The following is a 26,679-nucleotide window of genomic DNA, read 5'->3' on the forward strand; positions in this document are numbered from 1 at the left end:
TCAGCGCCGGCCCGCGTAGTGCCCCCCGAACCGGCTGCGTACCGGGCAAGGGGTGCGCCCCCGGAAGCCCCTCGAAGCTCGCGTACTCACTACTCGTGACCCTCTTCAAGCCGGCGCGTGTACTGGTGTGCAGAAGCTTTCCGTTCGAGGCGGTGCCGCAATGCCGGGCACCGCGGCAGGGGCAAGGAGCGGGTCATGTCCGTTGGAGCTCAGCAGGGATCAGCAGGATTCGAGCCGACCCGCGCCCGCGGGCTGGCGGAACGGATCGGGGCGTCCGCACTGGGCCTGCGGCTGCGCCGGGACCTGAGCGCGGCAGAGGCGCGCATGGCCCGGTCGGCACGGGCGCAGGGCTGGGCCCACCGCTATGCGCGGTTCCTGCGCGTCACCGACGCCCTCGTGGCGCTCGCGGCCGGGACCCTGGGCCTGCTCGTCATGAACCCGCCGCCCGGGCCGGCGGCCGCCCTCGTGGCGTTCATCCTCGTCTGGCCGTTCGCCCTCGGGCTCTCCGGCAGCCGGGACACCTCCGTGCTCGGCATCGGCGTGGACGAGTACCGGCGCGTCATCAGCGCGACGATGCAGCTGTTCGCCCTCGTCGCGGTCGTGGTCGTCCTCACCGACGGGGTGCTGTCCGCGCGCCTGTGGGCCCTGGTCCTCGGCACCGGCTCGGCCGGGCTGCTGGCGACCCGCTCCCTGAGCCGCCGCTGGCTCCACCGCCAGCGGCAGAGCGGGATGTACCTCACCCCGGCCGTGGTCGTGGGCGAGCCGGAGGACGTCCGCTACGTGGTGCGGCGCATCTCTGCCGGCGAGGGCGCACCGTACAACGTCCTCGGCGCGATCCTGCCCGGCGGCCGCCGCGGGCAGTCCCTCACCGTCGACGGCGTGCGCCTTCCCGTGCTCAGCTCGACGGACGACGTGGTGCGCACGGTCGCGACGAAGAAGGCCGGCGCCGTGATCGTCGCCGGGCCCGTGCCGGGGGGCAACCAGTACGTCCGCGAGCTCGGCTGGAACCTCGAGGAGCACGACGCCGAGCTCGTCCTCGCGTCGTCCCTGACCAACGTCGCCGGGCCCCGCATCCACTTCCGCCCCGTGCCGGGGCTGCCCCTCATGGAGGTCGACCTCCCGCGGTACTCGGGCACCAAGCACGTGGTGAAGCGCTGCGCGGACCTCGTGCTCGCCACGGCGGCGGTGATCGTCCTGGCGCCGGTGCTCGCGGTCCTGGCGCTGATCGTCCGGCTCGATTCTCCAGGCCCGGTGCTGTTCCGGCAGGAGCGGATCGGCAAGGACGGCACGCCGTTCACCATGTTCAAGTTCCGCTCGATGGCCACGGATGCGGAGGCGCGCCTGGCCGCCCTCACCGAGGCCAACGAGGGGGCCGGGGTGCTGTTCAAGATGAAGGACGACCCTCGGGTCACCCGGTGCGGGGCCTGGATGCGCCGGTACTCGCTCGACGAGCTCCCGCAGTTCCTCAACGTCCTGCGGGGCGAGATGAGCCTCGTGGGCCCGCGCCCGCCCCTGGCCCGCGAGGTCGGCGGCTACGAGCGCTACACCCACCGGCGGATGCTCATCAAGCCCGGCATCACCGGCCTGTGGCAGATCAGCGGCCGTTCCGACCTCGAATGGGACGACGCGGTGCGGCTCGACCTGTACTACGTCGAGAACTGGTCCCTCACGGGAGACCTCATGATCCTGTGGCGCACGCTCCGCGCCGTGGTCTCGCCGACCGGCGCCTACTGAGCACCGCGGCCAGACACCGCCCTTTTCCGTTACGCACATCATCTAGCAAGGGGAGACCATGGGAGACGTTCCACATCCGCTGGCCCGGCTGAGGGGGCTCGCCGAGGGCCGGCACGGCAGCACGTTGAGAGTCGTCGTGGTCGGAGCCGGCTACTGGGGGCCCAACCTTGCCCGGAACTTCGGCCGCTCCCCGGACTGGGAGCTGGCCGCGGTCTGCGACCTCGACGTGGCGAAGGCCGCCGTGCTCGGGGCCCCCTACGGGGCACCGGCTTTCCCCTCGCTGGACGAGGCGCTCGACACGGTCGAGGTCGACGCCGTGGCCATCGCGACCCCGGCTCGGACCCACCACGGAGTGGCACTCACCGCGCTCGCGGCGGGCAAGCACGTGCTCATCGAGAAGCCGCTTGCGGACACCTGGGACAAGGGGGCGGACTTGGTGCGGGAGGCCGATGCCCACGGGCTCGTCCTCATGGCCGACCACACGTACTGCTATACCCCGGCGGTCCAGAAGATCCGCGAGATCATCCTCGACGGGGATCTCGGGGACCTCCTCTACATCGACTCCGTCCGCATCAATCTGGGCCTGATCCAGCCGGATGTGAACGTCTTCTGGGACCTCGCCCCCCACGATCTCTCCATTCTGGACTACGTGCTCCCCGAGGGGCTCGCTCCGGAGGCGGTCTCGGCGCACGGCGCGGACCCGCTCGGCACAGGGCGGGACTGCGTGGGCCACCTCACCTTCGACCTGCCGGACGGGGCCATGGCGCACATCCACGTCAACTGGCTCAGCCCCACCAAAATCCGCCAGATGGTGATCGGCGGCACCCGGCGGACCCTGGTGTGGGACGACCTCAATCCGCAGCAGCGGCTGAGCGTCTACGACCGCGGGGTCCAGCTCCCGCGCAAGAGCCCGCGGGGCGGCCTCGAGCGGCGGGACGCCGCGGTGTCCTACCGGCTCGGCGACACGTGGTCGCCGGCGCTGCCGGAACGCGAGGCTCTCGGGGCCATGGTCGCCGAGTTCGCCGGCGCCATCCGCTCAGGGCGCTCGCCCGCGACGAGCGGCGAGTCCGCGCTCCGTGTGCTGGGCCTCCTCGAGGCCTCGAGCCGCAGCATCGCCCACCAGGGCGCCCAGGCCTCCGTCGCCGCGCTCGACGGGGCCTCCGGCACCGGGGGCAGCCGGGAGGCCAGCGTCGTCGACCTCGCCGGTCACACGTCCCGGAGCACGTTCGTCGAGAGCGCCGCGGCCCAGGAGTCGGGGTCATGACCGTCCTCGCGGGGGCACGCGTGCTCGTCACCGGAGGAGCCGGCACGATCGGCTCCACGATCGTGGACCAGCTGCTGGACGCAGGGGTCGAGCACATCGACGTCCTCGACAACCTGGTCCGCGGCAGGCTGGCGAACCTGGACCACGCCATCGCCGCGGGGCGTGTCCGGCTGGTCGAGGGCGACCTGCGGGACCGCGACCTAGTCCACGACCTGACGGTCGAGAAGGACCTCGTCTTCCACCAGGCGGCCATCCGCATCACACAGTGCGCGGAGGAGCCCCGCCTCGCGCTCGAGGTCCTCGTGGACGGCACCTTCACGGTGCTCGAGGCCGCGGCCCAGCACAGCGTGGACAAGGTGGTGCTCGCCTCGAGCGCCTCCGTCTACGGCGCCGCGGAGCAGTACCCCACGGGCGAACGCCACCACCACCACAACAACGACACGTTCTACGGCGCGGCCAAGAGCTTCAACGAGGGCATGGCCAGGAGCTTCCGCGCCATGTACGGCCTCGACTACGTGGCCCTGCGGTACTTCAACGTGTACGGGCCGCGGATGGACGTGCACGGGCTCTACACCGAGGTCCTCGTGCGGTGGATGGAGCGGATCGCCGACGGCAGGCCGCCGCTCGTGTTCGGCAACGGCGAGCAGACCATGGACTTCGTCTACACGGAGGACGTGGCGAGGGCCAACCTCAGCGCCGCCGAGTCCTCGGTCTGCGAGGGCGTGTACAACGTGGCCAGCGGCACCGAGACGAGCCTGCTCGCGCTCGCGGTCGCGCTGCTCGCGGCCATGGACTCGGACCTCTCGGTCGAGTTCGGGCCAGCCCGCAGGGTCAACGGCGTCGCCCGCCGCCTCGCCGACGTCGCGGCAGCCGAGCGGGACCTCGGATTCCGCGCGCAGGTGCCGCTCGAAGAGGGCCTGCGCCGGCTCGTCGCCTGGTGGCGCCCCCTGCGCGAGGAGATCGCCGCCGCCCGAGTCCTGGCGGCGTCATGACCGGGCGCATCAACGTCATGCAGCCCTGGGTGGGCCCCGAGGAGGCCGCGGCGGTCGCCGAGGTGATCGCCTCCGGGTGGCTCGCGCAGGGGCCCCGGGTGGCCGAGTTCGAGGCCGCGTTCGCCGCGGCCCAGGGGGCAGCGCACGGCGTCGCCACCTCGAGCTGCACGACCGCGCTGCACCTCGCCCTCGTCGTCGCCGGCCTCGGAGAACGGGACGAGGTGGTCGTGCCCTCGTTCTCCTTCATCGCGACCGCCAACGCCGCCCGCTACGTGGGGGCCGAGCCGGTGTTCGCCGACGTCGACCCCCTGACCGGGAATGTGACCGCGGAGACGGTCGAGGAGGTGCTGGGCCCCCGGACGGCCGCCGTCGTCGTCGTCGACCAGGGCGGGATGCCCGCCGACGTCGCCCCCATCGCCCGGCTGTGCGCGGCCCGCGGCATCACCCTCATCGAGGACGCCGCCTGCGCTGCGGGCTCCCTCTACCGGGGCCTGCCGGTGGGCGTGTTCGCGGACGCCGCCGCATGGTCCTTCCACCCCCGCAAGCTGCTCACCACGGGCGAAGGCGGCATGCTCACCACTGGCCGGCCGGAGTGGGCCGAGCGCGCGCGGCACCTGCGCCAGCACGCCGCGAGCCTGTCCGCGGCGGACCGCCACGGCTCCGTCCGGGCACCCGCAGAGTCCTACACCGAGGTGGGCTTCAACTTCCGGATGACCGACCTGCAGGCAGCGGTGGGGCTCGTCCAGCTCGGCAGGCTCGAGGCCATGGTGGCGCGGCGGCGCGAGCTCGCGGCGCTCTACCGCGCGGCGCTCGCCGACGTCCCCGGGCTCCGGCTCGTCGAGGACCCCGAGGCGGGGGAGTCGAACTTCCAGTCGCTGTGGGCCGAGGTCGGCGAGGCGTTCCCGCTCACGCGGGATGAGCTCCTGGACGCCCTCGCCGAGCAGGGGATCTCTGCCCGGCCGGGCATCATGGCCGCGCACCTCGAGCCGGCCTACGCCGGGGCGCCCCTGCGTGCCCCGCTGCCCGCGACCGAGCACCTCACCGCGCACACCCTGATCCTGCCGCTGTACCACGAGCTCGGAGCCGAGGGCGTCGAGCGGGTGTCCGATGCCGTACGGGCTGCTGCGGCGGTGGCGCGGACATGACAGAGCTCCTCCTCGCAGCGGCGGGCGGCCTGGCCCGCGAGGTCATGGCGGCTGTCCGCGACGGCAGCAGGTACGACATCCTCGGACTCGTCGACGACGACCCGGCCCTGATCGGGACCGTGCTGGACGGGGCGCACATCCTGGGCCGCCTCGAGGACGTGCGGGACTATCCCTCGGTGCACCTCGTGGTCTGCGCCGGCAAGGGGACCGTGCGCGCGGACATCGTCCGGCGGCTCGGCGGCCTCGGCGTGGCCCAGAACCGGTACGCGACCATCATCCATCCGAGTGTGACCGTGCCGGAGGGGTGCCTCGTGGGCCAGGGGAGCATCCTGCTCGCCAACGTCGTGATGACGGCGGCCGTGCAGATCGGCAGCCACGTCGTGGCCATGCCGCAGGTGACGTTCACCCACGGTGACGTCGTCGAGGACTTCGCGACGTTCGCGGCGGGCGCCACGCTCGGCGGATCCGTCACGGTCGCGCGCGCTGCGTACGTGGGCATGAACTGCAGCATCCGGCAGAACGTGCGGATCGGGGCGCAGGCGACCGTGGGGATGGGCGCGGCCGTCGTGGCCGACGTGCCGGACGGGCAGACCTGGGTGGGTGTGCCCGCGCGGCAGATCCCGCCGCCGCCGCCGCGCCAGGCACCGGCGCCAGAGGAGGCCGCCGAGCAGGCGCGGGAGGGGGAGCGATGACAGCAGGAGCCAGGGCGGGCGCGCCCGCGGTGCCCTTCGTGGACCTCGCCGCGCAGCAGCAGGAGATCGCGGCCGACGTGGTGCCCGAGGTGCTCGAGGTCCTCGCGACGGGCGCCTTCATCGGCGGCCCCCACGTGGCCGCCTTCGAGGAGGAGTACGCGCGGTTCGCGGGCACACGGGAGTGCGTGGGCGTCGCCAACGGCACCGATGCCCTCGAGCTGGCCCTGCGCGCCGTCGGCGTCGGCCCGGGCGGAGAGGTCATCCTGCCGGCGAACACGTTCGTGGCCACGGCGGAGGCCGTGGTGCGCGCCGGCGCGCGGCCGGTGCTGGTCGACGTCGACCCGGAGACCCTCCTGATCGACGCAGATTCGGTGGGCCGGGCGGTGGGTCCTAGAACGCAGGCCATCGTCCCGGTCCACCTGTTCGGGCAGGTGGCGCCCGTCGAGGAGCTGCTCCCGATCGCGGTGGCGTGCGGCGCCGCCGTGGTCGAGGACGCGGCGCAGTCCCAGGGCGCGCGGCGCTTCGGCCGCCCCGCGGGATCCCTCGGCGACATCGCGGCGACGAGCTTCTACCCGGGCAAGAACCTCGGCGCCGCCGGGGACGCGGGGGCGGTGACGACCCATGACGGACTCCTCGCCGACCGCGTCCGGCTCCTCGCCGCGCACGGGAGCCGGGTGAAGTACGTGCACGAGGCGGTGGGCTGCAACTCGCGGCTCGACGCCGTCCAGGCCGTGGTGCTGCGCGCCAAGCTGCGCCGGCTCGAGGGCTGGAACGCACGACGCCGGGTGGCGGCCGAGCGGTACTCCTCGCTTCTCGAGGGGGTCGCCGGGGTTCGGGTTCCGCGGAGCCTGCCCGGCAACGAGGACGTGTGGCACCTGTACGTGGTGCGGGTCCTCGACGGGCGCCGCGCCCGGGTGCAGGCGGCGCTCGCGGAGGCAGGGATTGCCACCGGCATCCACTACCCGACCCCGGTGCACCTGACCGAGGCCTTCTCTTCCCTGGGCTACGGCCCCGGCGACTTCCCCGTCGCCGAGGCCGCCGCGGAGCAGATCCTGTCCCTGCCGATGTTCCCGCACCTCACGGACGGCCAGGTCGAGCGGGTCGCCGAAGCGGTGGCGCAGGCGGTGGCGGGATGCTGAACACCCGCGCTCGCCGGGCCGGGAGGGCCACGGTCGCGCGGGGCGCCCTGTGGAGCGGGCTGAACACCTTCGCCACGAAGCTGGCCGGGATCGCCGTGACGATCGTCGTCCTGCGGATCGTCTCACCGCGCGATTTCGGCGTCTTCGCCGTCGCCCTGGTCGTGTACACCGTGGTGAGCTCCTCCTCCGAGCTGGGCCTGTCAGCCTGCATCGCCAGGCGTGACCTCGACCCTGAGGACACGGCACCGGTGGTCGTCACGCTCTCCATCGGCAGCAGCCTCCTGCTCTCCTCCGCAATGGCACTCGGAGCGGGCCCGTTGGCTTCGGCCCTGGGCGCGCCGGAGGCGGCAGGCGCAATCCGGGTCCTCTCGCTCTCGGTCCTGCTGAGCTGCATGACGACCGTGCCCACCGCCATGCTCACGAGGGAGTTCCGCCAGGGACGGATCTTCACGGCAACGGCCGCCTCCTTCGTCCCTGCGAACGCGCTCCTGCTCGTGCTGGCGCTCTCCGGCGACGGCGCCATGGCCTTCGCCTGGTCCCGCGTGGCCGGCCAGGTCGTGGCCGGTGCGGTCATCATCGCCTCAGTCCGCCCGTGGTACCGGCCCCGGTGGAGCAGGACGGCGGCTGCCCGTGCGCTCAGCTTCGGCCTCCCGCTGGCCGGGGCCAATCTCATCAACTACATCCTGCTGAACGCCGACTATGCCTTCATCGGCAGTCTGCTGGGGCCGGTGGTGCTGGGCGTCTACTCACTCGCGTTCAACATTGCATCGTGGTCGACCTCGGTGCTCGGTGCGGCGATCAACGGCGTGGCGATGCCCGCGTTCTCGGACGTCAGAGGGGACCCCGACCGCCTCCAGGATGCCGTATCGCACTGGTTCGCGGTCACAGGCCTCGTGGCCTTCCCGGTGTCGGTGCTCACGGCGCTGCTCGCGCCCGATCTGGTGCACGTGCTCTACGGGGACGCCTGGGCGGCCGCCGCGCCGATCCTCTCAGTCCTTGCCGTCTACGGGGCGCTGTTCGTGGTGGCGCTCGTCGCCTCCAACCTCCTGGTCGGAACAGGGCACACGGTGTGGGTCTTCCTCGTCCAGGCCGTGTGGCTCGGGTCCCTGGTCCCGACGATCGTCCTCGGGGTACAGCACTTCGGCGTCCTCGGGGCGGCCTATGCCCACGTCGCAGTCGTGCTCCTCGTCGTGGTCCCTGCCTACGGCTTCGCCCTCCGCCGCGTCCTCCCGCAGCCCTGGCGCCTCGCCGTGACGGCGCTCGCCCGTCCAGCGGCGGCGGCGTTCGCCGCCGGGGCGGCGGCGGCGCTGACCGCGCTGCTGCTCCCCGGGGGACTGCCGCGGCTGCTCGGAGCAGGAGCAGCGGGCGCCCTGGTGTTCCTCCTCGTGGCGCGCCGGACGATCGTGCGCTATCTCCCGGCCCGCGCCGTGACCCGGCTGCGCGCCCTCAAGGGCCCGATCGGGGGCGCCCGGACGGCCGCTGTCCCGGCTGGGGGCGCGGGCGGCCGCCTGCAGGACCAGGGGGCCGCCGAATGATGCGGCCGGAACGAGATCCCCTGTCCGACGGTCCTGCCGGCGCACCGCTCGGCACGTCCGGGCCGCGCCCCCGGCTCGTCTGGTTCCGCAGCATCCGCGCCGGCCTTCCGGACTTCTTGGCGAACCACCTCGCGGAGCAGGTGCGGACCATGTCGAGGTTCTTCGACGTGCACGTCCTCGACGCCGTGGGCGACTACGACGAGATCTGCGACCGTCTGGAACCGGACCTGTGCGTCCTCGAATCCGGCGTCTACGCGGGGGAACGCCGGCTGGCGAACACCGCATCCCATCCGAGGGTCCCCAAACTCGGATTCCTGCATGCCGATGCGTTCGACACCTCGCGCGCAGCCTTCATTGCCGACATGGAACGCTGGGGAGTCCATTCGTACTTCACCACATCGATGTCGATGGCCGACTACACGCCGGAGATCGCCGACAGGCTGTTCGTGTGGCCCAACACGGTGGAGGCGCAGGCCTTCGCCGGGCCCGCCGGTCCGAGAGCAGTGCCCGTGCTGCTCACCGGGAGCCGGGCGCGCCACTACCCGTGGCGCAACGCGGTGGGCCGGGTCCTCGAGGAGAACTTCACAACGCTCAGGATGCCGCACTTCGGCTGGGCCGGTGAGCGGGGCACCGAGCGCATGGCCTGGGGCGGCGACTACGCCCGCCTGCTCCGAACAGCCGTCTTCGTGCCCACGTGCGGGACGATGGCGCACGACTTGGTCCGCAAGCATCTCGAGATCCCCGCTGCCGGCGCCTGCCTCGTGACCGAGCGGACGCCCACGGTCGAGGCGGCGGGATTCCAGGACATGGTGAACTGCGTGTTCGCGGATGCCGGCGACGTGGTCGAGAGGCTCCGCGCCCTCATCGCCGATGAGCCCCTGCGCGAGCGCATCACGGCCGCTGGCACGGCGCTGGTCATCGGGCACCATGCCGCCGAACATCGGGACCAGGTACTCCAGTGGTACCGCCTCGCCAGGGAGCACGGGCCGGACACCCCCATGTCCCAGAGCTGGCCGGACGGACGGCTCACCGCGGTCGAGGGCGGGAGGCCGCACAAAACAGTCCGCCTCACCGTCGGAGGGCTCGACCGCCTCGATCTCGCAGCGGGCTGGGCGGCCGTCGGCCGGGGCGACCTGGTATCCGCGGAGAGCGCGTTCGGCAGGGCCCTGAACTACTTCTTCATCCCGGAAGCGGCGGTCGGCATGGCGCACACGGCCCTTCTCCAAGGCAAGCCGCGGGCAGCCCAGGACTGGGTGTCACGCCTGCTGGTGACGTCCTTTGCACACTATGCGGTTCCCCACCCCGATCCCGTCTTCTGGGCCTACCAAATCCGCGTCCACCTCTGCGCCGGTGACCTGGCCTCGGCAGCCGAGGCGGCGCGGAGATTCCCGGCGCTGAAGCATCCTGAGCTCGATCGCGTGCGCGGCGCGGCCCTTCTCGCGGTGGGCGCGCCGTCCGGCGGAGCAGCGCGGGGCACCGTTGCGGGGGAGCCCACGCCCACGACGGCTCCGGTTCCCCCTCGGTCGGAGGCCGAGTGGGCTGCCGAGCTGGAGACGATGCGGGGCGCCTGCGCTGGCGGGGGCGGCAGCAGCCTGAGGAGGCTTCCGATCCTTCCCTCGCTCCCTCGGGGCGCCTCGGCCCTGTGGGGGCGCGCCCACGTGTCCGCCCTCGTGGCGCGCCAGGCCTCAGGCCGGCTGCAGCCCGTGGTGGTGTCCACAGTCCGGGCCCGCCTCTCGCCGTTGAAGCGCCGGCTGCTGACCGACGCCGTCTCCGAGGAGATCGCGCGCACCCTCGAGACTGAGCCCATCGACACTGCCGTCCTCGTGGGCGCCCGTCGGCGAAGCCGGATCGGCCGGGCCGTGGAGGCCGCCGTCGGGCGGAACCCCAGCATCCGGCAGGTCGAACGGATACCTCCGGCACACGGCGACCACACGGACACCACGGAGCACCCGGACCGCGGTCGGGGCGCCCGGCTGGTGTTCGTCGCGCGCAGCGGATGGCCCCTGCTCGTGGACCTCGGTCTGCTCGCCGGCGCCGCCCTCATCGTCCTCGAGGGGACCACGCGGCGCAGCGGAGTCCAGGCTCTGGAGCGGCTGTCGGCCGCCGGCTACGCCGTCGCGGTCCACGAACCGGGGTACCGCGACGGCTGCGCAGTCCTGCGGCGCACCGTGCCGGAGCCCGACATGACGACGGAGGAAGGAGGAGCGCTGTGGAGCGAGTAGCGCAGGCGCTGCGGATGCGCCCGGCCCGCGCCGGCCAGGAGGGCCCTCCCCCCGGGCGTGTGAGCGTCGTGATCCCCTGCTTCAACTACGCCCCCTACCTTCAGGACGCTGTCGACGGCGCGCTCGCCCAGAGGGGTGCCATCGTCGACGTCGTCATCGTCGACGACGCCTCGACGGACGGCAGCTGGCAGGTCGCACAGCGTCTCGAACAGGCCAGCGGGCGCATCACGGCCCTGAGGCATACGGCCAATCGCGGGCCCGTCGCGACCTTCAACGACGGGGTGGCCGCCGCCACCGGGGACTTCATCATCCGGCTCGATGCAGATGACCTCCTCACCCCCGGCTCGGTGGCGAGAGCGCTCGCCCTCTTCCACGCCTTTCCCTCCGTCGGGCTCGTCTACGGACACCCCGTGCACTTCTCCGGCGCGCCCGTCCCGGGATACCGCGGCCGCTGCCGGTCGTGGTCCGTGTGGCCGGGCGCCGAATGGCTTGCACGCCGGTGTGCGTCCGCCGTGAACGTCATCACCGCGCCCGAAGCGATGATGCGCACATCGGCCCTCGACGCGGCAGGTCCCTTCCAGCGCGAGCTCCGCCACACGCACGACTTCGAACTGTGGCTCCGGCTCGCCGCGGTGAGCGATGTCGGCCATGTCGACGGAGCCGACCAGGCATGGCACCGGATCCATCCCGGAAGCCTGTCATCCTCGGTGGCACCCCTTGAAGACCTCGGGGAGCGCAGGGCAGCCTTCGACGCGCTGTTCGGCCACGGCGGTCCCCGGATCGACAACGGTTCCGAGCTCGCGGCCCAGGCGAGGACGGCCCTCGCCCGCGAGGCCGTGACGCTGGCCTGCCGCGAGTACGACCGTGGGCGGGGAGAGCTGGCAGCTGCGGCCGGGTTCGTGCACGCCGCGAGGGAACTCGTCCCCGATCCCACCGGACTTCCCGGGTGGAGCGGGCTCGAGCGCAGAATGCGGGGCCGGCCGCCCGGACGGACTCTGTCCTTGCTGCCGAGGCTGTCCCGCCGGGTGAGGACGCAACTCCGCGCGGCAGCGTGGCGCTATCGAGGGGTGATGTGAGATGGACCGATTCGAGGCGCCGGAGCGCCCCATCGGAGATGTCGTCGTGGTGTCTGCAGCGAACCGCTGGGAGGGGATCCCCATGGCGGACCAGCAGATGGCGGCGGCTCTGGCGCGCCGGGTTCCGGTCCTGTACGTTGATCCGCCGCAGTCCGTGGCGACCCGCGTCCGCAGCCTCGGCGTGGCCTCCGCGGTGCGCAGGGGCACCGTGGAGATCCTCGGGCCGGGACTGGCCCGGTGCGCCCCCGAGGGGCTCCCAGGCCTGGGCCGGCCCGGAATCGCGGCAGTCAATGCCCGCCTGTCCGCCCTCCAGATCCGGTCGGCACTGCGGCGGCTCGGCGGCCGCGCAGTGGCGTGCCTCGAAGGGAACGTCATGGTGCCCGTGATGGGCAGGCTCGGCACCCTGACGAAGGTCTACTGGGCGCAGGACGACGTCGAGGGCATGGCCGAGCTCATCGGCGGCGATGCGGGCGCCTACGCCCGAGCCAACCGCAGGCTCGCCGACGAGGCAGACATCGTCCTCGCGGCGAATCCGCTCGTCGCCGAGTCGCTCGGCGGGGGAGGCCGGCGAAGCGTCCTCATCCCCTTCGGGTGCGATGCCCAGCATTTCGGCGCCGCACGCGACGTCGAGCCGGCGCCGCTGATCCGCCTCGAGCGGCCCTACGCAGTCTTCATGGGACACCTCGGGGAACGGATCGACACGGGGATCCTCGAAAGGGTCGTGGACGACGGTGCGCGGCTGCTCCTCGTGGGCCCCCTCCATCCGCGCGCGGACACGAGGGCCTTCGACCGACTCGCGCAGCGGCCAGGCGTCCAATGGGTCGGCGCCGTCGACTTCGACCAGCTGCCCCGGTACCTGGCTGCCGCCAGCGTCGGCCTCGTGCCCTATACCCACTCGCGCTTCAACACCGGGAGCTTCCCCCTGAAGGCGCTGGAGTACCTCGCGGCCGGCCTGCCCGTCGTGTCGACCTCACTGCCGGCGATGGAGTGGATCGGGGGCCGCGACATCCACTTGGCGGACACTCCAGAACAGTTCTCTGCCGCGGTGCGCACCCTGCTCGCCGCCGGACGGGACACCGCATCGGACGAGCGGCGGCGCACCTTCGCACAGGGCCATACCTGGGATGCCAGAGCAGGCGCAGTCCTGGAGGCACTGGAGAGCTTGAGTGCGCGACCGCCGCGCAGCATGGTCGGGGGGCAGCCATGACGGGCGTCGACCACGTGGTGCTCACGCGCTTCAACCTCCCCTCAGCCGGCTACGAGAAGACGGTGCGCACGCGGGACGGATGGCTGGAGTCACGGGTCGGGCTCTTCGAACGCTACTGCCTCCCCTCGGTCCTCAGCCAGAGCTGTCAGGACTTCGCATGGCTCGTCTACTTCGATCCGGAGAGCCCGTCGTGGCTCATGGAGCGCATCGCACGGTGGAGCGGCAGCCTCACGCCCCTGTTCAGGCGCGAGGTACTCGCCCCCGAGCTCATCGCCGATCTGCGCGCTGCCTCAGGTGGAGGTGGAGGGCGCCTGCTCACCACCAACCTCGACAACGACGACGCCTTGTCCTCGGATTTCGTAGAGCGGGTCCAGGCCGCCGCACGGTCGGTCGATGACCAGCCGACCGCCATCTATCTCGCGCACGGCCTCATCGCAGCCGGCGAACGGCTCTACCGGCGGCACGATCCGGCCAACGCCTTCTGCAGCGTCGCGGCCCCGTGGGCAGCCCAGAAGACGTGCTGGAGCGACTGGCACAATCATCTCGGACGGAGTATGCCCGTGGTCCTCGACCGTGGCGGCCCGGGCTGGCTCCAAGTGGTCCACGGGGCGAACGTCAGCAATCGCGTCCACGGAGTCCTCACGGCCCCGGCAGTCCACACCCGGTCATTCCCGGGCCTTCTGGACGACCTGCGCCGACCCCGGACGAGGGACCGTCTGCTGGATGGCACAGTACGGCAGCCTGCCCGGATCGCCCGGGAGGCTCTGCGCGGTGCGGTGAAGAGCATCGTCGTGGCCTTCGGCGGCCGCGATGCATTGGACCGTGTCCGGACCCGGGCGCGCATCAGGGGGCCGCGTGGGGGCCTCTCCGGAAGGAGAAGTGGGCAATGAAACTGAGGACACTGGCTCGGGCGCTGCTGCGCCGATGGTATGCCGTCGTGACGGGCCTCCTGGCTCTCGGGGGGCTCTGCTACAGCGTGTACAGCGTGGTTCCTGCCGACTACAAGACCACCGGGAGCATCGTCCTCCTGCCCTCGTCGGAGACGATGGGCAAGGGCAGCAACCCGTATCTCTATCTGACCGGTCTCGGGCAGGCGATGGATGTGCTCACCCGGCGCATGTCGGCACCGGATGTCGACGCCCAGTTCACCCGGGACCACCCGGCGGCGTCGTACACCATTGCGGCAGATGTGACGTCGGGCAGCTCGATCCTCGTCGTCACAGTCAAGAGCCGTACGAGCGCCGACGCGACGGCGACCATGGAGGCGATCATCGGGGCCGTTCCCCGCGAGCTCTCGGCCATGCAGGACGAACTCAAGGTGCCTGCCTACTCGCGGATCTCCTCCATGCCGGTCGCGGCGCCCACGACGCCGACCGTGGAGGGCAAGGCGCGCCTCCAGGCCACCGCCGCCGCGGGCGCCGCCGGATTCATTGCCGTCATGGCGCTCACCGCCCTTCTCGACGGGCTCCTCCTGCGCAGATCCCGCCGTCGTGCGGCGGCAGGCGTGACGTCTGCCCGAGCGTCGCGCAGTATTCGCGGCCCGCTCCATGCCGGGGCGGCCAGCGTGGACGACGACGTCTCCGGCGAGCCCCCGCACGACGACCGCAGCCGCGTCCTCGTCCCCGTGGCCGCGGCAGACGGCGGACCGGTCATCGACGACGGCGAGGCCGCTCCGGCGGCGCCGCGGCGGCGGAAGCATCAGGTATCCGGTGAGCGCGGCTGATGTCCTCCAGTGCCTGGCGCGGCGATGGTACATCGTGCTCTTGGGGCTCATGATGACCTGCGCAGGCTGCCTCGCGGCAGCTCCCGGCCAGCACGTCTACTCCGCCCGTGCCTCGGTGGTCTTCCTCTGGCCGGGGTCCGGTCCCGTCTCGCGCACCGATGACACGGCCGTCCCGGCTCTCGTGAACTTCGCCGCCATGGTCCGGCTCGCTCTTCCGGCGCTCTCGGAAGGAGCGAGCGACGGAGGAGCGTTCGGGGGCTCGCTCGTCGGCGCGGAGGTGCGCCGGGGCTACGTCATCGTGCTCCCGAACTCGGGCGGCCAGTGGAGCCAGTCTTACAACCAGCCGATGCTCGCCATCGAAGCTGTCGACGTGGATCCCCAGGCCGCCGAGAACCAGTTGACGGCGATCATGAGGCAGATCGATGAGACGACTGCCGAGCTCCAGGAACGCCTGGCCATCCCGCCCGCAGAACGGGTCACCACCACCGCCGGGACCGCGAACATCGACCTCGTCGACGGCGGCGTGAACGCCGGGACCAGGGTGCGTGGTGTCTCCGCGCTCGGTGTCCTCGGCGCGTTCTCGACGATCGTGGGCGCCGTGCTGGCCGACCGCGCCCTGCAGCGCCGGCGGCCCCGCCCCGTTCGGCAGGGCATGACTGCTGTTCCTGCCCGAGGAGTCTGACATGACGATGGCGACCCCCTCCGCGCGGCGCCGCCTGGACGCCACGAGTGTGCTGACGGTGTTCCTCCTGCTCTGCGCTGTGCCCACGTCTCTGACCTTCACCGCCATCGGAGCGCTGGGCCGGCCGATCGTGCTGGCCGCGCTGGCGATGTTCGCGTGGTGGCTCGGGCACTCGCTCCAGCGGCCCTTCGGCACCCAGACGGCCGTCCAGCCCGTACGCTGGCTCCTCGCCGCCTTCGCCTGCACCGTGGCGGCAAGCTATGCGTCGGCGATGCTCCGCGGGCTTCCCGGAACGGAGGTGAGCCCGGCCGACACTGCACTGCTGCGCGTCGCGGCCTGGTGCGGGATCTTCCTGGTGGCCCATGATGGCCTGCGGACCTGGGAGAGCCTGTACACGGTGCTGCGCCGCGTGGTCCTCACGGGAACGCTCATGGCACTCTTGGGCCTCGGACAGTTCCTGACCAAGAACTCGCTCCTGGGCTGGTTCTCAGTTCCCGGCATGAGCGGGGACGGCACCGGCATTGACCAACGCGGAGGATTTGTCCGGGCTGCGGGCACGGCGTCCCATCCGCTCGAGTACGGGATCGTGCTGTGCGTGACACTCCCGCTCGCGGTCGCCTTCGCCATGGGCGACCGCCAACGAGGGGCCATCAGGCGATGGCTGCCTGTGGCGGTCATCGGAGCGGCCGCCGTTCTGTCCGTGTCGCGGTCGGCGCTGATCGCCGTCGCCGTTGCGGGAATCGTCCTCGCCGCCTCGTGGACCCCTCGGCAGCGGCTGTACGCGGGGCTCGGCGGCGTCGTCATGATGGCCGCGGTCTACATCGCCGTACCCGGCATGGCGGGCACGCTGCTCGGCATGTTCACCGGCGCCTCCCAGGACCCGAGCATCGCCTCGCGGGTCAACGGGGCCGACGTTGCCTTCGCCATGGCCGGGCGGCTGCCCTTCTTCGGCCGTGGCTTCGGCACGCTGCTGCCCACCTACGTGTACCTGGACAACCAGTACTTGGGGATCATCGTCGAGCTCGGCGTGGTGGGGCTCGGCGTCGTCCTCGCCCTCTTCGCGACGGGGATCGTGCTCAGCTGGCGCGGGCGCCGGCGGACGGACCTGCCGCTCCAGTCGCATCTGGGGGCAGGCCTCGCCGCGGGGATCTCCTCGGCCGCGGTCGCCTTCACCTTCTTCGATGCCCTCTCCTTTCCTCTGTCGGCGGCGTTCATGTTCCTCATGCTCGGTCTGGCCGGCGCCTACTGGCGGCTCTCGGCGGGACCGTCCGCACAGCCTGCGACAGCCACCTCGGCGGCACCTGCCGCCACCGACCTGAGGAGGACCTGATGGCCGTCCACCACCGCAGCCGGCATCCGCGGCAGGGCGCCCGGTCGATCTCCGTGCTCCTGTGCGCCCTCCTCGTCGTCCTGGCACCGATGAGCTCCCCGGCGCAGGAGACTGCCGCCGCGCCCTCCCTCCGCGACCTCCCCAGGATTCCCTGGGAGGGAGGGGCCGACTACTGGAAGCAGTTCCCAGCGGCGGACGCGGCCGGATGGTCCAACCCCGCCTTCTTCCCGATCGTGGCCTGGTACAACGGCATCAGCTCCAACGCCGAGGCGCAGTACGACAAGAGCGTCGGAATCAACACCTACATCGGCATGGACGCGGCCACGCCCTACAGCCTGTTCGCAGACAACGGGCTGTACTGGATCGGGCCGCCCCTCAACGGGACGTTCACCGCAGCGAGCAGGAACTGGGTGGGAGGCTTCCTCGACGATGAAGTCGACGGACGGTACTCCCCGGCGGAAGGCAGGGCACACCTGCGCCAGCTCTCCCAGGCCGCGAGGACCGGCGGCAGGTTCGCCTACACCAACTACACCCAATCAGTGCTCAGTAAGGACATGGCGCCCTCGGATGCTGAAGCCTATGTCAACGACTTCACCGATGTGACCTCGGTCGACATGTACTGGTACACGGTCCCCTTCTGCGGCTCCGTGCCGTACCGCGAGAACTACCTCATCCCCATTCCGCAGAAGCAGTGCCGATCGGCGTCGAGCTACGGCACCGCGCTCCAGATGCTGCGGCAGAGGGATGCCGCCGACGGCAGGCTCCAGCCGCTCTGGCAGTTTGTCGAAGACCTGAACGGGGGGCCCGGCGACCAGCCCTTCACGGCGGACATCACACCCCGGCAGCTCCAGGGGGCCGTCATGAGCTCCCTCATCAACGAGGCGCGCGGCATCGTGTACTTCAACCAGAGCCTCAGCGGGCCCTGCCAGGGCGGGAGCATCATCAGGATGTCCCAGGTGGAGCACGATTTCTGCGGGGCGCAGCAGGTCGCCGCCATGGGACAGGTCAATGCGCTCATCAAGGACCTGGCCGCCGTCCTCAACAGCCAGTCGCTCGCCTACTCCTTCGGACCCGGGCTCAGGACGATGCTCAAGAGCTACGGGAATTCGGTCTACATCTTCGCCATGGCCGACGCCGGGTCGTCGCCTGGGCACCGCTCATTCCAGCTTCCTTCCGGCGTGAGCGGGAGGACGGCGGAGGTCATCGGCGAGCACCGGACGATCGCGGTGGACGGGAGTGGGGCCTTCTCGGACGGGTTCGACGACGAGGCCGCCTTCCACATCTACCGCGTCCAGATCTGACGCCTGGTCCCTGCGTACCAGGTCGTCCGGCACTCGGTGACCGCGCACCCGGGTGACGGGGCGTCCTCGGGGCGGTCCCGCGCCCGGCGTCGTCCCCTGGCCACGACGCCGTCGGTCCCGCCGGCCCGCACTCCCAGGGCCTGAAGCCTGCCGCTCCATGGCAGGGGATGTGGCGCCGGCCGTTCCGCCCCAGCCGGTGATGCCACCCGGGCAGCCATCCGGGCGACGTTGCGCTGGTCTCATCGAGGGCCAAGCCCCCTGGTGACGCAGACCGGTGATGGGTCCGATGGGGTCTGGACCGGGCTTGCTCCGGCCCACGGACGCCTGCCGACACCGCGGATCGCCCCGCCGCGGGTCAGCGGCGGGGCGATCCGATGGCGTGCCCCGGGATCACGGTGTCGTGAAGACCACGTCCACCCAGTAGTTGGCTGCGTTGTAGCTGCTGGTCGGGAAGCCCGAGGAGCCATAGCTGTAGACACCGTTGAGGTGGCTCGCCGTGCTCTGGAGGCCGTGCAGCGGTGGGGCATCGGCTGCCGAGGTGAAGTAGCTGCTGGTGGCCGAATAGTAGCCATTGGGCGCGTAGTAGGACACCACGTAGGTGGTGTTGGCCGAGATGGCCACCGGGGTCGACAGGGTGGCCGTCTGCCAGCCGCCCGCACTCTCCCCACTGAACGTCACGGAAGCGAGGAGTGTCCCGCCCGCCGACCACAGGTGCCCCACATGGGTTCCGCTGTTCTGCGAACCCTTGTAGAACTTGATCGCCGTCACCGAGCCCGCCACGTCCGAGGTGAACTGCATGCCGAGCTCCACCGCGTTCGGGTCATTGACGTTCGGAGTCGCCGGAGTCGACGAGGCGCCGAAGACGCTGCAGGGACACTGGCTCCCCGAGGCTGCCGCGGTGGTGAAGCTCCAGCTGAAGGGCGACGGCATGACCTGGCCGGTGCTGCTCTTCACCCCGGAGACCGTCGCGGTGTAGGTGGTGCTGCCAGCGAGGGCTGCGCTCGGCGTGAAGGTGTAGGTCCCTGTGGCCGAGAGGTTCCCGACGGTGCCGCCCACGGCACTGCCTCCACTGGGGGTCACGGTGAAGGTCGCGGACGAGGTGTCAACGGCCTGGTCGAAGGTCGCGGAGACCGCCGACGTCACAGGAACACCGGTGGCGCCTTGGGCGGGCGACGTGGTGAGCACGACGGGGGCCGCCGGGGCCCCCGGATTGAAGACGGCATCGACCCAGTAGTTGGTCGCGTTGTAGGTGCCGGTGGGGAAGGTCGACCCCGAGCCGTAGGCGTACACGCCGTTGCCGCCCGAGGACCCGCTCGCGAGACCGAAGACCGGCGCGGCACCCTGCTGGGAGGAGAAGCCGCCGCTGGTGTAGGAGTAGTTCCCGGCGGGCGCGTGGTACGAGACGACGTAGGTGGTGTTCGCGGTGACCGAGACGGGGCTGGAGAAGTACGCCTGCTGCCAGCCGGACGCCGACTCCGCCACGAAGGTCACGGTGGCGAGATTGGTGCCGTTGGCGGACCACAGGTTGCCGACATGGGTACCGGTGTTCTGCGAACCCTTGTAGAAGCGCACGCCCGTCACCTGCCCGCCGGTGCTCGTCTGGAACTTCATGCCGACTTCCACTCCGTTGGTGTCGCCGGAATTCGCGGTGGCCGGCGTCGCGCTCGAGGGGAACACCGTGCAAGGACAGCTGTAGGCGGGCACCGTCGTGAAGCTCCAGCTGTAGGGCGACATCGTCTGCCCGGTCGAGTTGGTCGCGCCGCTCACGGTTGCCGTGTACTGGACGTTGTTGGCGAGCGACGCCGACGGCGTGAATGTCGCCGTCGTGGTGGCGCTGGAGTAGCTGAGAGATCCCGCGACGGTCGCGCCGGAGGGATCCTTCAGGGTGAACTGGATCGACGACGGGGCGACGTCCTGCGTGAAGGTGGCGGCCACCACGGAGGTCACCGCTACGCCCGTCGCCCCGGGCGCCGGGTTGGTGGACGACACGTTCGGGGCCGGCGGGGCCGAAGCGGTCGTGAAAGTCCACGAGTACGGCGCCGTCATCGTCTGGCCGGTCGAGTTGGTGGCACCGCTCACCGTCGCGGTGTACGTCATGCCGTACGCCAGCGCCGAGGACGGCGCGAACGTCGCCACCGTTCCGCTGCTGTCCAGGGACGTCGTGCCGGAGACGGCCGCACCGGTCGAGTCCTTGACCGTGAACGTCACCGAGGATGCCGTGACGGTCTGGTTGAAGGTCGCGGTCGGCGTCACCGCGACCGCGACGCCGGTCGCATTGGAGGTGGGCGAGGTCGAGGTGACGGCCGGTGCCGGGGGCGGGGCCGCGGTCGTGAAGTTCCACGAATAGGGGCTCGCCATACTCTGGCCGGTCGAGTTCGTCGCCCCGCTCACGGTCGCGGTGTACTGCGTGCTGTAGGCCAGGGCGGACGACGGTGTGAAGGTCGCCACCGTGCCGGCGCTGTTGAGGGCGGTGCTGCCGGCTACCGTAGCCCCTGTGGAGTCCTTGAGGGTGAAGGCCACGGAGGCTGCGGTCACGGACTGGTTGAAGGTGGCAGTCGGGGCGGTCCCGACGCCGACGCCGGTGGCCCCGGAGGCCGGGGAGGTCTGGGTGACCGCGGGCGCAGGGTTGGCGCTGGGGGAGAAGACCGGGTCCACCCAGTAGTACTCGGCCTGGTAGATCTGGTTCGGGAACGTCGACGAGGAGCTGTAGGCGTAGAAGCCGTTGGGGCTGCCCGGCAGGCTCCGGGTGAAGTGGAGCGGGGGCGCGTCGACCGAGTCGCCCCCTGCAGGCGGCGGCGACGGGTTGTTGTAGAAGTACCCCGTGGTCTGCGTGTAGTGGCCCTTGGGCGCGTAGTACGAGATGACGTACTTGGTCCCGGCTGTGATCGACACGGGCTGCGAGAACGTGGCCGACTGCCAGCCGGAGGTGGTCTCCCCGCTGAACGTGACGCTGGCCAGCCTGGTCCCGCCGGCCGTCCAGAGGTTCCCAATGTGGGTGCCCGTGTTGGTGCTGGCCTTGTAGAAGCGGACTCCCGTCACGGTGCCGGCGACATCGGAGTAGAACATGGCGCCCACCTCGGTAGCGCTTGCGTCGCCCGCATCGGCGACTGCCGGCTTGGTGGCGGTGCCGAAGAGGGAACACGCGCAGGTGGTCGACACCGTGGCGCCCGACCCGGGCTTCTCGAGGTTGCCGTTGTCGTCCACCGCCCGGCTCAGGAGGGTGGTGGAGGGGCTGCCGTGCGCGATCCAGGAATAGGTCCAGCTGGTGGTCCCGGTAGCCGGGTGCCAGGTGGTCCCGCCGTCGGTCGAGACCTCGACGCCGGCCACGACGCCGCCTCCGGCGTCGCTCGCGGTACCCTTCACGGTCACGGCCGTGCCGTCAGCGAAGGACGCCCCGGAAGCGGGAGACGTGATGGTCGACGAGGGCGCCGTGGCATCCGTCGAAGCGGTGGCGGCCACGAGCCCGGACATGAGGGTGGCAGGCTGGGCGCCCATGTCGGCGAAGAGGTTGACCGTCGCCTGCTGCATCGTCGGGTCCGGACTCTTGCCGGTGGTGAAGCCGTCGAGCCCCCAGGACCACTGCACGGTGCCGGCACCGAAGACGAGCGCCCCGCTGGGCGCGCGGTATTCCGTCAAGTTGTGGGTCGCGGTGGCATTGTTGACCGTGTTGCTCCCGTAGTCAGTGAAGACCTGGGCCGAGCCGTACATGGTCGAGGAGAGGTCGAAGAGGCCGGCGGGCCGGAACCCGTTGTCGGCGTCGAGGTCCCACTCGTAGCCCAGCGTGCCGAGCCCCGCGCCGAGCGTGGCGGACTGCGACCCGGTCAGGCTCGCGACCGGGGTGTTCCGCCAGATCCTGAGCTTGGCGTACTGGGCCGGCACGGTGATGTCGGTGGTGCCCGAGTTGACGTTGAAGAACTGGCCCGTCAGCGCGTTCTGGGCGTTGCCGCCGCCATTGGCCGTCCCGAAGCGCGGGTCCGCGTAGGTCCCCGTCCAGGTGACGGGGTCCATCGGCGCGTCGAAGTGGGTGTCCTTGTAGCAGACGAGCGTGCGGCCGGACGTTGTGGGGCCCGCTTGGCTGGGTTCCCAGCGCGTGCGCCAGAAGAGCTCGTTGCCCGAGAACATGGCGACGCTCACGCCCTTGTCGCGCGCCGCCTCGATGTTGGCCCGCTGATCGAAGGAGACGTATTCGTCATGGCCCGACGTGACGAACACCTTGTGATTGAGCAGGAGGGATCCCCGCGTCGCTGTGTCCAGTCCGGACATGTAGCTCATGTCGTACCCGTTGGCCTCCATGAAGCGGATCGTGGGGAGTTCGGTCGAGGTGATCCAGGAGTGCCCGCTGTCGTCGAGCGCGGTGTGGAACGGCCGGTTGTACGAGACCTTGAAGGCGGCCTTGTACGCCTGCGGGTTGCCCGGGGGACACGCGACGGTGCAGGTGTAGAGGCTGTTGCCCCCATAGGTGTTGTACGCCTGCCAGGTCTCGTCGGAGGTCTGGAAGAGGATCTGGCTCGTAGAGGCGTCGTTGCGCACCACGAAGGTGATCCAGCTGCTCCCGCCGGTGTCGGTCCGGACCAGGTGCGCGATGTAGACGCCGGACACGGCGTTGGACGGCACGGTCCACGAGGCGGAGACGGCCCAGTTGCCGCAGTCGACGAGGCCGGTGTCGGAGAAGGTCTGGCACGAAGGCTGGGTCTGCGGGAGCGTGGCGCTCGGGAGCAGGTTCGCGGCGACCTTGCGCGCACCGTTGCCCTGGTAGTACCCGAGGCGGAGGATGTCGAAGCGGTAGGCCTTCGCGTTGGTGTTCACCTTGAACTGGACCGTTTCACCCGCATTGACGCTCATCTGGGTGGCGTAGCCCTGGATCGTGGAGTCGCCGGCGCCGGAGATCATCCAGTCGCTCTGCGGGTCGCCCGCGAGGGTGTTCTCGCACGCCACCGCGCTCACCACCGGCGAACAGGGGTTGGTCGCGGCCTGGGCCGGCGGCGCCGTGGCGGGCGCTGCCGCGACGAGGATGCCGGCAACCAGGAGCGCTGGCATGAGGATGGAGGCGAGGCGACGCGCGGGGCGACGCTTCGGCCTGGTGGATCCGGCCGAATGAGGACGGCCTGCTGCGGTGCCCACGGTGACTCCTCGGGTGAAGGGTGAGGGATGTCTCTGACGCCGCCTCATCGCCGGCTGCTCTCGTCGCGCTCCCAGGGCGCCGGGCCCGCGAGCGGGCCGATCCTGCGCCCCACGAGCGCGAACGTCGCGTACACGGCGGCGTCGGCCGCGGAGAGCGGCCCGCGCACGGAGGCGAGGAGTCCGCGGACGGTGCGTCCCGGCGTGCCCCCGCCGGCGAGGGCGGGGGCACGGTAGACGCGGTGCAGGGTGGAGATGAGCGAGCCCGCCGTCTGCGGGGGGCGTACAGTGACGGGCTCGCAGTCGAGGATGACCTTCGCTTCGGCGGGGAACAGGGCATCGACGTAGTAGTCGTCCGCGGCGTCCTCGGGGAAGCGACCGAGCCGGCGGTGGCCGGCCTCGCTGAGGGCATAGCAGCCGGCGCCCCACAGCGCAGCACGGTTCGACGGGACCCGCACGCGGGCCCGGTAGTAGGCCGCGACGAGCGGATCGCACCCCGTGTCGTCATAGCGGAAGCCCGGCCGCCCGGCCAAGTACCGGCCCCGTCCCAGCTCGGCCAGCACGCTGGCCAGCGCCGCCGGCGGGAGCTCGATGTCGGCGTCCAGGTAGACACGGGGCCACTGCGTGGCCACGGCGTCCGCGGCGTTGAGCGCCCGGCCCTTGCCCGGCTCCGGCAGCTCGAGCACGCGCACCCCGTCGAAGGCCCGCGCCACCTCCGCGGTCGCGTCGGTGCAGGCGTTGCACGCCACGATCACTTCGACGCGCCCGCTCGCGAGCGCCGGCCTGAGCCTCTCGAGCGTCCGGCCGATCACCGCCTCCTCGTTGTGGGCGGGGATCACGATGCTTCCTCGGGGGTGCTCGGCGGGCGCGGCGGGGACGGGGGGCTGGCCGGGCACGACGGCGGGACCGGCCAGCGGCACGAGGGCGCCCCAGCGGCGCGGGCGGAGGAGCGCCGCCAGCGTGCGGCGGTGGCCGCCGTCGTACGAGCGCAGCGCCTCCCGGGCGACGACGGCGGCGGAGGCGAGTGCCGCGGAGGCGCCGGGGTGGTGCTTGCGCATGTAGCGGATGCGGTTGACGGCCAGGAGGGCTGCGAGGGGGCCCGAGGTCCCGGACCCCGCACCCGAGTGCCGCACCCGGGCCGCCGGCTCGAACCAGACCTCGAAGCCGCGCGCGCGGAGGGAATGGCAGTAGTCCGTCTCCTCGGAGTACATGAAGTAGCGCTCGTCCCAGGGGCCGGTCTCCGCCGCGGCATGGGCCGAGACGAGCATCGCGGCGCCGGTGGCCCAGTCCACGGTGTGCGCGTGGGCGTAGCTCTCGGGCTCGTAGTCGGTCTCGGCGCACCACTGCGGGCGGCCGGCGAAGTGCGCCCCGAAGAGGGCATCGCCCCAGATCCGCGCCGCGGTGGGCTCCCGCCGCAGCGAGAGGTGCGGCGCGCTGTCGTCGTCGATGAGGAGGGGCACGACGGCGCCCGCCCCGCTCGCGCGCAGCCTCGCCAGGAGCGCGGCGACGGCCCCGGGGGAGACCTCGGTGTCGGGATTGAGGACGAGGTACGCCTCGGCGTCCCCGGCCGCGGCCACGGCGGCATTGATCCCGCCCGCGTACCCGAGGTTCCCGCCGGTGGGGAAGGCGCGGACGTCGGGGTGCCGGGCGAGCGCGTCGAGCGTGGCCCGGTCGGGGGAGTTGTCGGCGACGACGACGCGGAGCCGCACCGCGCGGGCCTCCCGCCGTAGCGAGGCGACGAGCGCGTCCACCGTGTCCGCGTTGTTGTAGGTCACGACGACGACCGCGACCTCGGCGCCCTCGCCGTCGCGCACGAACGCGCCCTCGGCGTCTGGCCGGGCACCGCCGCCGTCCCGGGGCAGGCCCCGGCCAGCAGGGTGGGCGGCACGCGCCGAGGCCCGGGCGGCCTCCCGCCGTGCCGCGGCGGACAGCGCGATGCCTCCCGCGGCACTGTGCCGGCGCAGGCGCAGGTAGGCCTCGGGCCCCTGCACCAGGTACCGCTCGGAGAGGCGGGCCGGCTCGAGGGCGAGCCTCCACGCCCATTCGAAGCCATGCTCGGCCACCCAGGCGGGGGCCCGCTGGATGCGCTCGGCCAGGAAGTCGACCACGGCGCCGAACGCGAGCAGCGCCCGCGCCCCGGTGTGCGCGCCATGCTCGGCGATCCACAGCTCCTGCCGCGGCTTGCCCAGGCCCACGACGAGCACGTCGGTGCGGGCCGCGGCGACCGCGAGGGCCGCGGCGCGTGCCGAGTCCGGGTCCCCGAGCTCCTCCCGGCTGGGACTCCAGAAGCCGGCCACCGCGAGGCCCGGCCGCCGCTCGGCCAGCCGGGCGGCGAGCAGTTCCTGTGCCGCGGGGCTGCCGCCGAGGAAGCCGACGCGCAGCCCGTCTGCCGCGGCGCGGTCCAGGAGCGGGCCGATCAGGTCGCTGCCGGCGAGCCGCGGCCAGGCCCTGCCGGTGATCCTCTCGGCCTCGACGGCGAGCGGCGCCCCGTCGAGCAGCGTGAGCCACTCGACGTCGTCGGCGGCCTCGAGCGCGTGCTGCCAGCGGCCGCCCGCGCCGAAGTGGAAGACGTGGTCGAGGTTCGCCGAGACGACGCCGAGGGGCGCGGTGCGCCCGCGGCAGCCGCCGAGGATGGCCTCGACGGCCTCCGCTGCGTCGAGGAGAGTCACGGCGGTGCCGCCGAGCTGCACCCTGGCCGGCGCGCTCACGCCTCGGCCCTCCGCAGCCGCCCGGCGTCCTCGGTGTACCGGGTGCCGGTCGCGGGGCACACCCACGCGGTCCCGGCCTCGGCCGTATCCTCCTTCAGGCGGTGGCCCGCCTCGCCCACCCAGCCGATCCGGCGGGCCGGAACGCCGGCCACCAACGCGTAGTCCGGCACGTCCCGCACCACGACGGCGCCGGCCGCCACCGTGGCCCACGCCCCGATCCGCACCGGCGCCACGCACACCGCCCTGGCGCCGATGGCGGCGCCCCGGCCCACCCAGACGCCCACCGCGTCCCAGTCGGCGGCCGACTTGGGCGTGCCGTCCGGGTTGACGGCCCGCGGGTTCAGGTCATTCGTGAGGACTGCGCCGGGGCCCACGAAGGCGCCGTCCTCGAGCACCGCGGGCTCGTACACGAGCGCGTAGTTCTGCAGTTTGCAGCGGTCGCCGACCACGGCGCCGGGGCCCACGTACACCCCCCGGCCCACGGTGCACTCGCTGCCGATCCGGGCGCCGGCCCGCACGTGCGCGTACTGCCAGAGGGTGGTCGCGGACCCGATCTGCGCGCCGTCCTCGACCACCGCCGTTGCGTCGATCCGATCCATGCAGGCCTCCGTCCCCACGCGTGATGCGTTCCGTATGTGCAGGTGGCACCACGGTCGTCAGGCGGGGAACAGGGGGACAAGCGAGGGGAGGGGAATCGAGGATCGGCCGGGCCGGAATCAGGTGGTGCAGCACGGCGGGCGTCCGCCGTGCGCGTATGCTCCGGGGCGCCGGGCAAGTAGTACCGAGTACAGCGCCTTCTGCGTCTGCGTAC

The 26,679-nt window shown here is 71.9% G+C and carries 18 protein-coding genes; 15 read left to right on the plus strand and 3 right to left on the minus strand.

Features of this window, described 5'->3' with window-relative positions:
• Positions 1 to 195: 195 nt before the first annotated feature.
• The 15 genes from SA2016_RS07270 to SA2016_RS07340 are packed head-to-tail and all read left to right on the plus strand — an operon-like array spanning position 196 to position 18,042.
• A complete protein-coding gene (locus SA2016_RS07270; protein ID WP_084249383.1) occupies positions 196 to 1,734 on the plus strand; it encodes a sugar transferase in 1,539 nt (512 codons plus the stop codon).
• A gap of 58 nt (positions 1,735 to 1,792) precedes the next feature.
• Entirely contained in the window at positions 1,793 to 2,998 is a 1,206-nt protein-coding gene (locus tag SA2016_RS07275) for a Gfo/Idh/MocA family protein (protein ID WP_084249384.1), read from the plus strand.
• Complete coding sequence (locus tag SA2016_RS07280) at positions 2,995 to 3,990, plus strand: NAD-dependent epimerase/dehydratase family protein (RefSeq protein WP_066496982.1); 996 nt, start codon at positions 2,995 to 2,997, stop codon at positions 3,988 to 3,990. Before SA2016_RS07275 ends, SA2016_RS07280 begins: the two co-directional genes overlap by 4 nt.
• Entirely contained in the window at positions 3,987 to 5,135 is a 1,149-nt protein-coding gene (locus SA2016_RS07285) for a DegT/DnrJ/EryC1/StrS family aminotransferase (RefSeq protein WP_066496983.1), read from the plus strand. Before SA2016_RS07280 ends, SA2016_RS07285 begins: the two co-directional genes overlap by 4 nt.
• Positions 5,132 to 5,827, plus strand: coding sequence for a NeuD/PglB/VioB family sugar acetyltransferase (locus SA2016_RS07290; RefSeq protein WP_066496984.1), 696 nt, complete (start codon positions 5,132 to 5,134; stop codon positions 5,825 to 5,827). Before SA2016_RS07285 ends, SA2016_RS07290 begins: the two co-directional genes overlap by 4 nt.
• Positions 5,824 to 6,966 (plus strand): DegT/DnrJ/EryC1/StrS family aminotransferase, encoded by a 1,143-nt coding sequence (locus SA2016_RS07295; RefSeq protein WP_066496985.1) that lies wholly within the window; start codon positions 5,824 to 5,826, stop codon positions 6,964 to 6,966. Before SA2016_RS07290 ends, SA2016_RS07295 begins: the two co-directional genes overlap by 4 nt.
• Positions 6,960 to 8,501, plus strand: coding sequence for an oligosaccharide flippase family protein (locus SA2016_RS07300; RefSeq protein WP_066496987.1), 1,542 nt, complete (start codon positions 6,960 to 6,962; stop codon positions 8,499 to 8,501). Before SA2016_RS07295 ends, SA2016_RS07300 begins: the two co-directional genes overlap by 7 nt.
• Complete coding sequence (locus tag SA2016_RS07305) at positions 8,498 to 10,723, plus strand: glycosyltransferase (RefSeq protein ID WP_066496988.1); 2,226 nt, start codon at positions 8,498 to 8,500, stop codon at positions 10,721 to 10,723. Before SA2016_RS07300 ends, SA2016_RS07305 begins: the two co-directional genes overlap by 4 nt.
• A complete protein-coding gene (locus tag SA2016_RS07310; protein ID WP_169803056.1) occupies positions 10,711 to 11,799 on the plus strand; it encodes a glycosyltransferase family 2 protein in 1,089 nt (362 codons plus the stop codon). The genes SA2016_RS07305 and SA2016_RS07310 overlap by 13 nt, the downstream gene beginning before the upstream one ends.
• Position 11,800: 1 nt before the next feature.
• Positions 11,801 to 13,006, plus strand: a complete 1,206-nt coding sequence (locus SA2016_RS07315; RefSeq protein WP_066496992.1) for a glycosyltransferase — start codon at positions 11,801 to 11,803, stop codon at positions 13,004 to 13,006.
• Complete coding sequence (locus SA2016_RS07320; RefSeq protein WP_066496994.1) at positions 13,003 to 13,896, plus strand: glycosyltransferase; 894 nt, start codon at positions 13,003 to 13,005, stop codon at positions 13,894 to 13,896. The genes SA2016_RS07315 and SA2016_RS07320 overlap by 4 nt, the downstream gene beginning before the upstream one ends.
• Positions 13,893 to 14,729 carry a hypothetical protein gene (locus SA2016_RS07325; protein WP_066496995.1) on the plus strand — a complete coding sequence of 279 codons (837 nt, stop codon included), beginning with the start codon at positions 13,893 to 13,895 and terminating at the stop codon, positions 14,727 to 14,729. The genes SA2016_RS07320 and SA2016_RS07325 overlap by 4 nt, the downstream gene beginning before the upstream one ends.
• Entirely contained in the window at positions 14,716 to 15,411 is a 696-nt protein-coding gene (locus SA2016_RS07330) for a hypothetical protein (RefSeq protein WP_066496998.1), read from the plus strand. The genes SA2016_RS07325 and SA2016_RS07330 overlap by 14 nt, the downstream gene beginning before the upstream one ends.
• Before the next feature lies 1 nt (position 15,412).
• Entirely contained in the window at positions 15,413 to 16,741 is a 1,329-nt protein-coding gene (locus SA2016_RS07335) for an O-antigen ligase family protein (protein ID WP_066496999.1), read from the plus strand.
• Positions 16,741 to 18,042, plus strand: a complete 1,302-nt coding sequence (locus tag SA2016_RS07340; protein WP_066497001.1) for a hypothetical protein — start codon at positions 16,741 to 16,743, stop codon at positions 18,040 to 18,042. The genes SA2016_RS07335 and SA2016_RS07340 overlap by 1 nt, the downstream gene beginning before the upstream one ends.
• 390 nt (positions 18,043 to 18,432) lie before the next feature.
• Here the strand turns inward: SA2016_RS07340 and SA2016_RS07345 are convergent, their stop codons facing one another.
• From SA2016_RS07345 to SA2016_RS07355, 3 genes are read right to left on the minus strand one after another with little or no spacing between them, the layout of a single operon-like run.
• Entirely contained in the window at positions 18,433 to 23,163 is a 4,731-nt protein-coding gene (locus tag SA2016_RS07345) for a DUF4082 domain-containing protein (RefSeq protein ID WP_257125855.1), read from the minus strand.
• A 44-nt stretch (positions 23,164 to 23,207) separates the two neighbouring features.
• The gene (locus tag SA2016_RS20820; protein ID WP_169803057.1) at positions 23,208 to 25,868 is read right to left on the minus strand and encodes a WecB/TagA/CpsF family glycosyltransferase; all 2,661 of its coding nucleotides are present in this window, start codon (positions 25,866 to 25,868) and stop codon (positions 23,208 to 23,210) included.
• A complete protein-coding gene (locus SA2016_RS07355) occupies positions 25,865 to 26,467 on the minus strand; it encodes an acyltransferase (protein WP_066497004.1) in 603 nt (200 codons plus the stop codon). The genes SA2016_RS20820 and SA2016_RS07355 overlap by 4 nt, the downstream gene beginning before the upstream one ends.
• Positions 26,468 to 26,679: the final 212 nt, after the last annotated feature.

Origin of the sequence: Sinomonas atrocyanea (assembly GCF_001577305.1) — a bacterium.
Classification (GTDB): domain Bacteria; phylum Actinomycetota; class Actinomycetes; order Actinomycetales; family Micrococcaceae; genus Sinomonas; species Sinomonas atrocyanea.

Coding starts and splice junctions, on each gene's coding strand:
- SA2016_RS07270 (WP_084249383.1), top strand. CDS start 196: ATGTCCGTTGGAGCTCAGCAGGGATCAGCAGGATTCGAGCCGACCCGC.
- SA2016_RS07275 (WP_084249384.1), top strand. CDS start 1,793: ATGGGAGACGTTCCACATCCGCTGGCCCGGCTGAGGGGGCTCGCCGAG.
- SA2016_RS07280 (WP_066496982.1), top strand. CDS start 2,995: ATGACCGTCCTCGCGGGGGCACGCGTGCTCGTCACCGGAGGAGCCGGC.
- SA2016_RS07285 (WP_066496983.1), top strand. CDS start 3,987: ATGACCGGGCGCATCAACGTCATGCAGCCCTGGGTGGGCCCCGAGGAG.
- SA2016_RS07290 (WP_066496984.1), top strand. CDS start 5,132: ATGACAGAGCTCCTCCTCGCAGCGGCGGGCGGCCTGGCCCGCGAGGTC.
- SA2016_RS07295 (WP_066496985.1), top strand. CDS start 5,824: ATGACAGCAGGAGCCAGGGCGGGCGCGCCCGCGGTGCCCTTCGTGGAC.
- SA2016_RS07300 (WP_066496987.1), top strand. CDS start 6,960: ATGCTGAACACCCGCGCTCGCCGGGCCGGGAGGGCCACGGTCGCGCGG.
- SA2016_RS07305 (WP_066496988.1), top strand. CDS start 8,498: ATGATGCGGCCGGAACGAGATCCCCTGTCCGACGGTCCTGCCGGCGCA.
- SA2016_RS07315 (WP_066496992.1), top strand. CDS start 11,801: ATGGACCGATTCGAGGCGCCGGAGCGCCCCATCGGAGATGTCGTCGTG.
- SA2016_RS07320 (WP_066496994.1), top strand. CDS start 13,003: ATGACGGGCGTCGACCACGTGGTGCTCACGCGCTTCAACCTCCCCTCA.
- SA2016_RS07325 (WP_066496995.1), top strand. CDS start 13,893: ATGAAACTGAGGACACTGGCTCGGGCGCTGCTGCGCCGATGGTATGCC.
- SA2016_RS07335 (WP_066496999.1), top strand. CDS start 15,413: ATGACGATGGCGACCCCCTCCGCGCGGCGCCGCCTGGACGCCACGAGT.
- SA2016_RS07340 (WP_066497001.1), top strand. CDS start 16,741: ATGGCCGTCCACCACCGCAGCCGGCATCCGCGGCAGGGCGCCCGGTCG.
- SA2016_RS07355 (WP_066497004.1), bottom strand. CDS start 26,467: ATGGATCGGATCGACGCAACGGCGGTGGTCGAGGACGGCGCGCAGATC.